Annotated in this window: 1 protein-coding gene; it reads right to left on the bottom strand. The window is 33.9% G+C overall.

Going from position 1 to position 1593, the window contains the following annotated elements:
* Positions 1-172: 172 nt before the first annotated feature.
* Positions 173-1267, bottom strand: a complete 1095-nt coding sequence (locus tag HHU12_RS33825; protein ID WP_169661137.1) for a hypothetical protein — start codon at positions 1265-1267, stop codon at positions 173-175.
* Positions 1268-1593 lie beyond the last annotated feature (326 nt).

The following is a 1593-nucleotide window of genomic DNA, read 5'->3' as shown; positions in this document are numbered from 1 at the left end:
GGCACAATGGCGTGTGAATTTTTGGCACAATATGAGTGAAATGGGTGGCACAACGGCGAACGGTGTATCCAATGATGTTAAAATGATCCTTGAATGATTGAAATTGTTATAGTTTTCCATTGTATTATATAAATTAAATTTATATTTGAAATATGATCAGATCATTTGAATATTATTTACTTGCTGGTACATACATACCTTCTATAATTACATAGTAGTCTCCTTCGAATTTATCGTAGACTAGAACTATTGTAGTAGCATCCGTATATAGGACATTACCTGCCCCTTTATCTAAAAGAAATTTGCCATTGCTGTTAGTTTCGTTATCAGTTCCTAAATTTATACAGTCCCAATGACTCTCAGATATGAATTTGAATTCGTGCTTTCCTTCAAATTCAGACACATCAAAATAATATCTGATTTCTGCAGGTGCAGAATCGTCAATAATCTCGTAAGGCATAAGTCTCATTTCTGGATTCCACTCAGTTAGAGTTCCCACAATTCCAAAATGTGGAAGATTTCCAGGATTCATCTCTATAGGAGATCCTTCAAAACCAGGATTAATTACTAATCCGATATTTCTACTAGGATCCCCAATAGGTTCACCTGGACCATTAAGAGTATAAGTATACTGATAATTAGGTTGAGTATGAAAACCTTTTACAGTTTCAAAGCTGCCGTCATTGTATTCTACAATAACCTCCATATGGGAGAAATGATACGAATACGAATAAACATAATATGCATCATGTTCCGGATAATTAGCATCCGTTAGATACTCATTACCGGACCCTTTCTGCCCTTTGAAATAAACATCCTTGATACTATCTTTCGGACCTTGAATAACTATATAAGAATATTCTTTATTCTCTACTTCTACAGAAATACTAGAGTTCCCTGAAAGGATCGTATCTTCTCCTCTTAAGACATAATTATCAGTCAAGAACGGCTCTTGCCCATCATATCTATAGATAATTACATGAGCATCTCCTACTACATTATCAAATGTGAAAGTCATACCTTCATAAATAACATCAATATATTGAGTTTGGGGATTTCCCAATTCATCAATTATCTGGATTTCATAGTCTGTCAATATTAGACCGTCTTGAGCTTCATGCTTACCGCTCATCGGAGATACCACCATATCAACTATTGATCGAACTGTTATTGTTCTAGGTTCATTTTTACTTGGTTCTACATCTTCTTTAGTTGTACAACTAAAAACTAAAACAGATAGGAAAAATAAAGATAAAAATCGTTTCATATAGATTGTTATTTAAGTTAATAATACACAAATGTAACGATGTATCTTTTTAATAGTTTAATGTATGTAGATAACAAAGTATAAGTAACTTTATTGGTTTACGTTACTATATATTTTATTGCAAAACTATATTCTGTTGGACCGTGATGTAGTCAATGAAATTACAGAAACCTACCTTGGAAGGGAGCTAAAGCAACTTGACATGTCAGTCTACTTCTTGCTACTGTTTGGAGGACTTGCGGTACTCCGCTACATGAGGTCCCTCCATGATTCTTACGGTGATGTACCAGATGTGTTCATACATTATTGATATACAGGTATTTGCA

The organism is Flammeovirga aprica JL-4 (assembly GCF_012844305.1).
GTDB classification, from domain to species: Bacteria; Bacteroidota; Bacteroidia; order Cytophagales; family Flammeovirgaceae; genus Flammeovirga; species Flammeovirga aprica.
The sequence above is the reverse complement of the archived record's forward strand: the minus strand, read 5'-3'. Positions and strand labels throughout refer to the sequence as shown.

What these genes read in the sequence shown, in the direction of transcription:
- HHU12_RS33825 (WP_169661137.1), bottom strand. Translation starts at nt 1,267, where the DNA reads ATGAAACGATTTTTATCTTTATTTTTCCTATCTGTTTTAGTTTTTAGT.